Source organism: uncultured Campylobacter sp., from assembly GCF_937997405.1.
Classification (GTDB): domain Bacteria; phylum Campylobacterota; class Campylobacteria; order Campylobacterales; family Campylobacteraceae; genus Campylobacter_B.
This window is the reverse complement of sequence record NZ_CALKTL010000013.1, coordinates 1-6874: the sequence shown is the minus strand read 5'-3', so window position 1 is coordinate 6874 and position 6874 is coordinate 1. Positions and strand designations below refer to the sequence as shown.

Sequence of the window (6874 nt, the reverse complement as noted above, 5' to 3'; positions counted from 1 at the left end):
CGGACTCCGCCGCTGCCGCCTTTATAAACCGCTAAGCTCTCGCCGCTGATGAGCGAAGCGTCGATCTGCGCGCCGCCCTCGACGATAAGCCCGTCGCAGGGGATGCGCGAGCCGTTTTTTACGAGCACCTTGTCGCCCGGTTTTAGCGCTTCTGCACGCACTTCAGCTATCGTGCCGTCGTCTTTGATCAAAAGCGCGGTTTTAGGGCTTAGATCGATTAGCCCCTTGATGTAGTCGTTCGCCTTCATCTTGCTGCGCTCTTCTAGGTATTTGCCGAGCGAAATAAAGGCGATTATCATCGATGCGGACGAGAAATAAAGATTGGTAAATTCATTCTGCGCGCCGTGCGTATAGACCCACGCCGCGGCCGCTATCGAATAGGCAAACGCAAAAAAGCTTCCCATCGCCACGAGCACGTTCATATCAAAGCTTCTGTTTTTCAGCGAGCCGTAAGCGTGATAAAAGAAGTTTTTGCCGCAGTAAAATAGGCTCACGCACGCCATCGCCGCGCAAAGCAGCGCCTTTGGGACGAAGCCTAAAAAACCGCTCATCTCCACAGCCATTACAGCCGCGGCTAAAACGAGAGCGAGGATTAACCTAAATAGCGCCGCTTTGAGGTTGCGCCGCTTTTTGCGCTCCAAATCCTCGTAATCCACGGCGATGTCGTATCCCAGCTTTTTGATCTTGGCTTTTAACGTCTCCTCAAGCGCCGGATCAGCAAGTACGAACTCGCCGCTGCCGTTGGCGAAATTTACGTGCGCGTCCTGCACCCCCTCGATCTTGCGACTTACCCGCTCGATCGCGTTAGAGCAGTTTACGCAGCTCATCCCGACGATATTTAGAGTGATTTTGCTTGACATCCGTTAGTTTTCGCAGGACAGTTTTTCTACGACGCTAAAGCCCAAATCGTCCATCTCCTCTTTAAATTTAGCCTCGTCGCGCGGATCTAAGCTTAAACTCACCACTCCGCTTGCTACGTCCACCTCGATCTCGCCAAAATCGTCCTTAAGCGCGTTTTTGATCGTCCTCGCGCAGTTTTCGCAGTGGATATTTTGCGCCTTAAATTTTACGCTTTGTTTCAAAGCCATGGGTCTCTCCTTTGGATTAAAATTTCAAAACTTATACTACTTTTTAATAAATTTTATTTCAACGCCCGCTCCTGAAATTTAAGGGTTTTTCGTTATAATCACCCGTTTTAATTTAAGCTTTAAGGAATTTTATGGGACGAGCTTTTGAATACAGACGCGCTTCAAAAGAAGCTAGATGGGGAAAGATGAGCAAACTTTTCCCAAAACTGGGCAAGGCCATAACGATGGCTGCGAAAGAGGGCGGCGAAGATCCGCTGATGAACTCCAAGCTGCGCGCCGCGATCGCTACGGCAAAGGCGCAAAATATGCCCAAAGACAATATCGACGCGGCTATCAAGCGCGCAAGCGGCAAAGATAGCGCCGATATCAAAACGATCTTCTACGACGGCAAGGCGCCGCACGGCGCGCTTTTAATAATCGAATGCGCCACCGACAACCCGACCCGCACCGTCGCGAACGTAAAGTCGATTTTAAACAAAGCCAAAGGCGAGTTTTTGCCGAGCGGCAGTTTAAAATTTATGTTTTCGCACAAGGCCGTTTTTGAGACCAAGCTGCCGAGCCGCGACATCGAGGAGCTGGAGCTTGAACTCATCGACTTCGGTCTTAGCGAGCTTGAGATCAACGAGTTTGAAAACGATAAGGGAGAGCTCGAAAAGACGCTTCTAATCTACGGCGAATACGAAAGTTTCGGCACTCTAAACGAAGGGATCGAAAAGATAGGGCTTGAGATCATCAGCGCAAGCTTAAAATTCGTCGCTAACGAAAAGCACGAATTTAGCGAGGAGCAGCTTGGCGACATAGACGCGCTGCTCGAGCGGCTAGAGGATGACGACGACGTGCAGGCAGTTTACACCAACATCGCATAGGAGAAAAAATGGAAAATTTAAAAATTTACGACATCGACGCAGCAGCTTTGGCACGCGATAAATACGCCATTATCAAAACCGAAAAGGGCGATATGAAGCTGGAGCTTTTCGCAGATGAAGCCCCGCAGGCGGTTACGAATTTCGCTAACCTCGCGCGCAGCGGGTTTTACAAGGGGCTAAATTTTCACCGTGTAATTCCAAATTTCGTAATCCAAGGCGGCTGCCCGCGCGGCACCGGCACGGGCGGTCCCGGCTGGCGCATAAAGTGCGAATGCGACCGCCAAAAGCACAAGCACGTGCGCGGCACGTTATCGATGGCGCACGCGGGACGCGATACGGGCGGAAGCCAGTTTTTCGTCTGCCACAGCGCGCAGCCGCACCTAGACGGCGTGCATACGGTGTTCGGACAAATCGTGGATCAGCCTAGTCTAGCGGTTTTAGACGCGATCAGACAGGGCGATAAGATCATCAACGTCGAGATCAAAGAGAGCTTATAGCCGTGATTAAATTTAAACCGCGGGGCGTTCGTCCGTGATAAAGATCGGCACGGACATAACCGCGGTGCGCAGGATCGCGGCGCTGCGCGGAAAATACGGTGCGAAATTTCTAAAGCGCATTTTGAAAAAATCCGAGCGCTCCTCCGCGCTGCGCGACGAAAGTATCGCGGGCGTCTATGCCGCCAAAGAGGCGCTTAGCAAGGCGCTAGGCACCGGCATCGGCGCGGAATTCGGCTTCAAAGACGCCAAAATTTACAAAGACGCCCTGGGCGCGCCGCATCTAAAAATACGTAAAAAAATCCGTAAAAAATTTCATATCAAATCCGCAAGCCTTAGCATCACGCACGACGCAAATGTCGCAATCGCCGTAGTCGCACTAAAACTTAATAAGCCGCGCTCAAAGTAACGAAGTGAAGCAGCACACGGCAGCAAGAACTCCGCGTAAATTCTGCATAAATTTTGCGCAACGAAATTTTGAAATTTCACCGCCCCGCATAATTTTGCTTTAAATTTAAGACATGGAATTTTATAGCGGTGAGGCGGCATAAACTCAAAAGGTAAAATTTCGACCCGAAATTTAGCGGCAGAAGCATAGATTTTCTATTAAAATTTCACGGCGAAATTGCGCTTTGAAATTTAAAACGGATGCGAAGTCTGCTCCGCCCAATCTATCGCATCATCAAGGATTAAACGGAAGTTCTTGAGCCAATGAAATGCGCGCCGCGGCGGCGTGCATTCGTCGCGCCCATCTCAAGCAAGAGCTTTTGCGCCATACTTATGCCGAATGCCGCAGATAGCGCGGCGTTCTCTTTTGCTATGTGCGAAAAACGGAGGCGAGCTTGCGTAGCTACATTTACCGCTTAGTCTGCTGCTAGCTTGAGCGTGCACAGATAGGCGGCACACACAGCGGCGAGCGATCAAAATTTGTACGACTAAATTTTAAAGATGAAATTCTGCGAGCCATAGATTTGGCGTTAAATTTTAAAATTTCACGGCGGCGAAATTTTAAAATTCCATGCAGGGCGGATTTAAAATTTTAAGCCGCGAGCTCACGGGGCTAAATTTAGCCGCCAAGAAGTTTGCAAAACCTCTGCAAAAAGAAATTTTATCGCGGCGCGATGCCGCAAAAATTTTAAATTGCTCGTATTTTGGCAGCGGGCTTACGCGGCTTATGTTTTCGCGCGAGGTATAAATTTTCAATCGTCTATATTTTGGCCGCCCAAAGCCGCCTCGTATTTATAGCCGTGTTTTAATCGCCCGGGCCAAGATACGATTAAATTTAAAGCGCAAAGCGCGGTCATAGCGCCGACTCTCGTTAAAGCTCCAACCTGCGATTAAATTCCAACCAGCAATAGAATTGCGCAATAAAATTTAGAAATGAAATTCCGCGAGCCAAAAATTTGGTGATAAATTTTTAAAATTCCACGGCGATAAAATTTTAAAATTTCATGCAGAGCGCATTAAAAATTTTAAGCCGCAAAGCCTATGGGGCTAAATTTAACTCGCTAAAGGCTTCAAAGCCCATGCAAAACAAAATTTTAAATTATAAAGCAAACAAACTAAATTTGATAGCATAAAAGCTTGCAAGACCTCTGCAAAAGAGAGGCCGGCAAAGCCGCGTGCGGATAAAATTTAAAAAATGGGATTATTCCGCCTTTTTTAGATTATCGGCGAGCAAAAACGCAAGCTCTAGCGCCTGATCTGCGTTTAGGCGCGGATCGCACTGCGTTTCGTAGCGCTGTTTTAGCGTCTCTTGCGTCACGTTAAATGAGCCGCCCGTGCACTCGGTGACGTTTTGACCGGTCATCTCAAGATGGATGCCGCCTGCGTGTGTGCCCTCCGCGGCGTGGATCTCAAAAAAGCTCTGAACCTCGCTTAAAATTTTAGAAAATTCGCGCGTTTTGTAGCCGTTCGCGGCCTTGACGGTGTTGCCGTGCATCGGATCGATGCTGTATAGGATCGCCCTGCCCTCGCGCTTTAGCTCGCGTAAAATTTGCGGCAGCCGCGCGCCGATCTTATCCGCGCCCATACGGATGATGACGTTTAGCCTGCCTGCTTCGTTTTGCGGATTGAGCCTGTCGCAAAGGCGCAAAATTTCATCTGCGGTGCCGCTCGGGCCGATCTTGACGCCGAGAGGGTTTTTGATACCGCTTAAAAAATGCACGTGCGCATCGTCCGCGCCGCGCGTGCGCTCGCCGATCCAAAGCATGTGCGCCGAGCAGTCGTACCAATCGCCGCTGGTGCTGTCGATGCGCGTCAGACACTCCTCGTAGTGCAGCAGCAGCGCCTCGTGCGAGGTGTAAAGCACCGTCTCGGCAAGGCTCGGGGAATTTGCGGCGCTCAGTCCGCACGCCTCCATAAATTTAAGCGTGCGCGAAATTTCATCGCTCAGCTCGTTAAATTTAGCCTCCAGCTCGCCCTTTTTCAAAAAGCCCAAATTCCACTTATGCACCTCGTGCAGGTTCGCAAGACCGCCGCGAGAAAAGGCGCGCAGCAGATTCAGCGTCGAAGCGCTTTGATGATACGCCTCGATCATGCGGGCAGGATCCGGCTTGCGCGCCGCTTCGTTAAACTCAAATCCGTTGATTATGTCGCCGCGGTAGCTAGGCAAACTCACGCCGCCAACCTCCTCGAAGTCGCTGCTGCGCGGCTTTGCAAACTGCCCTGCGATACGACCTACTTTAACGACGGGGCGACCCGCTGCAAAGGTAAGAATAATCGCCATCTGAAGCATTACCTTAAACATATCGCGGATATTATTCGCGCTAAAATCATTAAAGCTCTCCGCGCAATCGCCGCCTTGAAGCAGAAACGACTTGCCCTCGCTGGCGCGCGCAAGCTCGGCTTTTAGATTGCGAACCTCGCCTGCGAAAATTAACGGCGGCAGCTTGTAAAGGCGATCTTTAGCGGCCTGCACCGCACTTTCATCCTGATAAATCGGCTGCTGTAAAATTTTATAATCTTTCCATGACGTCCTACTCCAGCTCATAGCCCCTCCTTAAATTTCGTAAATCCCGCGATTATACCCAAATAAGCTTTTATTAACCCAAAAAATCTTAAAATAGCGCTTTTAGGCAATTTGGAAGGAATTTTATGGAAAACGATCGCGCTAAAGGACTAATGCTTGCATTTGTGACCTTTTTTATGTGGGGCGTTTTTCCGATATTTTTCAAGCTCATAAAGGACGTGAACGCGGTGCAAATTTTAGCGCATCGCGTCGTTTGGTCCTTCGTGCTGTTGCTCGTTTTTCTCTGCTTTACGCACCGCTTAAAAAACGTCGCGCGACTTCTTAGCGCCCCTAAAATCGCTCTCACGCTACTTTGTACGGGGCTACTTATCAGCACGAACTGGGGCATTTATATCTACGCGGTAAATTCCGATCAAATTTTGGCTACCAGCCTTGGATATTTTATAAATCCGCTATTTTCGGTGCTTTTGGGCGCCTTGTTTCTGCGTGAGCGGCTAAGTGCGGCGGCCAAGCTTTCCCTGCTGCTAGCCTTTGCGGCGATCGGCGTGCAAATTTACGCGTTGGGTAGGCTTCCTATAATCTCGCTCGTGCTGCCGCTTAGCTTTGCATTTTACGGTCTCATACGCAAAAAAGTAAAAGTGCCTAGCTTTGAGGGGCTGTTTTGCGAGACGGCGCTGATGCTGCTGCCTGCGCTTGCGTTTCTGATCTACTGCGCGCTGAAAGGAAGCGGCGCTTTCGGCTTTAACGTAAACAGCGCGCTGCTGTTTGCAAGCGGACTGATTACGATTTTACCGCTACTTACCTTCGCCATAAGTACGCAGTATCTGCCGCTATCCACGATCGGCTTTATGCAATACATCAGCCCGTCGCTAAGCATGCTGATCGCGGTATTTATCTACGGCGAGGAGCTTGAGAGTTACAAAATTTTGAGCTTTTCGCTAATTTGGTTCGGGCTCGCGGTAGTGGGCTTGGACGGCTTAAGGAGAAAAAATGGCTAATTTCGCTTTGATGTTCGCAGTCGCCCTTGCGGTGGGCGCGCTCGTGTATTTTCAGGTCCAAAAGGCTTCCGCGCGAGCAGACGCCGCAGATCCCGAGCTTAGCTCGCAAAGGTATATGAAATTTTGCGATATTTTAGAGGACAAACTGCGAGATTTAAAGCGGCTTGAACTGCACGACGAAAGCGCTCGCGAGAGCTATCTAGGCGAACTTGAGGCTCTTAGTAAGGAGTTAGTCTATATCAAAACGATGCATCAAAGCAACCTAAATCCCGCCGTGTGGGAGGGTAAGCTATTTGAGTTTCTAAATAAAACGGACGCGCTTATCGAAAAATACGCCGCGGACGCAGAGCGCTCGCTGCAAGACTGGCGCAAGCAGCTGGAGATGGAATTTAAGAGCTTATAGTCGTGATCCTTAAGATATCGAAATTAGGCTACATATAATAATCGGATCGGCATA

Annotated in this window: 9 protein-coding genes; 5 read left to right on the top strand and 4 right to left on the bottom strand. The window is 49.7% G+C overall.

The window, feature by feature from the left end; genetic code table 11:
- Both Q0372_RS00690 and Q0372_RS00685 read right to left on the bottom strand, forming a co-directional pair.
- The coding region (locus Q0372_RS00690; protein WP_298101402.1) for a cation transporter at nucleotides 1-860 on the bottom strand (860 nt) is incomplete at its 3' end.
- A gap of 3 nt (nucleotides 861-863) precedes the next feature.
- Nucleotides 864-1088 carry a heavy-metal-associated domain-containing protein gene (locus Q0372_RS00685; RefSeq protein WP_297880669.1) on the bottom strand — a complete coding sequence of 75 codons (225 nt, stop codon included), beginning with the start codon at nucleotides 1086-1088 and terminating at the stop codon, nucleotides 864-866.
- 131 nt (nucleotides 1089-1219) lie between these two features.
- On the opposite strand from Q0372_RS00685, the gene Q0372_RS00680 reads away from it, so the two are divergent.
- From Q0372_RS00680 to acpS, 3 genes are read left to right on the top strand one after another with little or no spacing between them, the layout of a single operon-like run.
- Complete coding sequence (locus Q0372_RS00680; protein WP_177388917.1) at nucleotides 1220-1954, top strand: YebC/PmpR family DNA-binding transcriptional regulator; 735 nt, start codon at nucleotides 1220-1222, stop codon at nucleotides 1952-1954.
- Between the two features lie 8 nt (nucleotides 1955-1962).
- Nucleotides 1963-2451 (top strand): peptidylprolyl isomerase, encoded by a 489-nt coding sequence (locus Q0372_RS00675; protein ID WP_298101400.1) that lies wholly within the window; start codon nucleotides 1963-1965, stop codon nucleotides 2449-2451.
- 34 nt (nucleotides 2452-2485) lie between these two features.
- On the top strand, nucleotides 2486-2857 hold the full coding sequence (gene acpS / locus Q0372_RS00670) for a holo-ACP synthase (RefSeq protein WP_298101398.1): 372 nt from the start codon (nucleotides 2486-2488) through the stop codon (nucleotides 2855-2857).
- A gap of 599 nt (nucleotides 2858-3456) precedes the next feature.
- Here acpS and Q0372_RS00665 read toward each other — a convergent pair.
- Both Q0372_RS00665 and Q0372_RS00660 read right to left on the bottom strand, forming a co-directional pair.
- Entirely contained in the window at nucleotides 3457-3651 is a 195-nt protein-coding gene (locus Q0372_RS00665; RefSeq protein ID WP_298101396.1) for a hypothetical protein, read from the bottom strand.
- Between the two features lie 445 nt (nucleotides 3652-4096).
- Entirely contained in the window at nucleotides 4097-5440 is a 1344-nt protein-coding gene (locus tag Q0372_RS00660) for a class II 3-deoxy-7-phosphoheptulonate synthase (RefSeq protein WP_298101394.1), read from the bottom strand.
- Nucleotides 5441-5544: 104 nt separating this feature from the next.
- On the opposite strand from Q0372_RS00660, the gene rarD reads away from it, so the two are divergent.
- Nucleotides 5545-6417: an EamA family transporter RarD gene (gene rarD / locus Q0372_RS00655; RefSeq protein WP_298101392.1), complete on the top strand. Its 873-nt coding sequence runs from the start codon at nucleotides 5545-5547 to the stop codon at nucleotides 6415-6417.
- Entirely contained in the window at nucleotides 6410-6820 is a 411-nt protein-coding gene (locus Q0372_RS00650; protein ID WP_298101390.1) for a hypothetical protein, read from the top strand. The genes rarD and Q0372_RS00650 overlap by 8 nt, the downstream gene beginning before the upstream one ends.
- Nucleotides 6821-6874 lie beyond the last annotated feature (54 nt).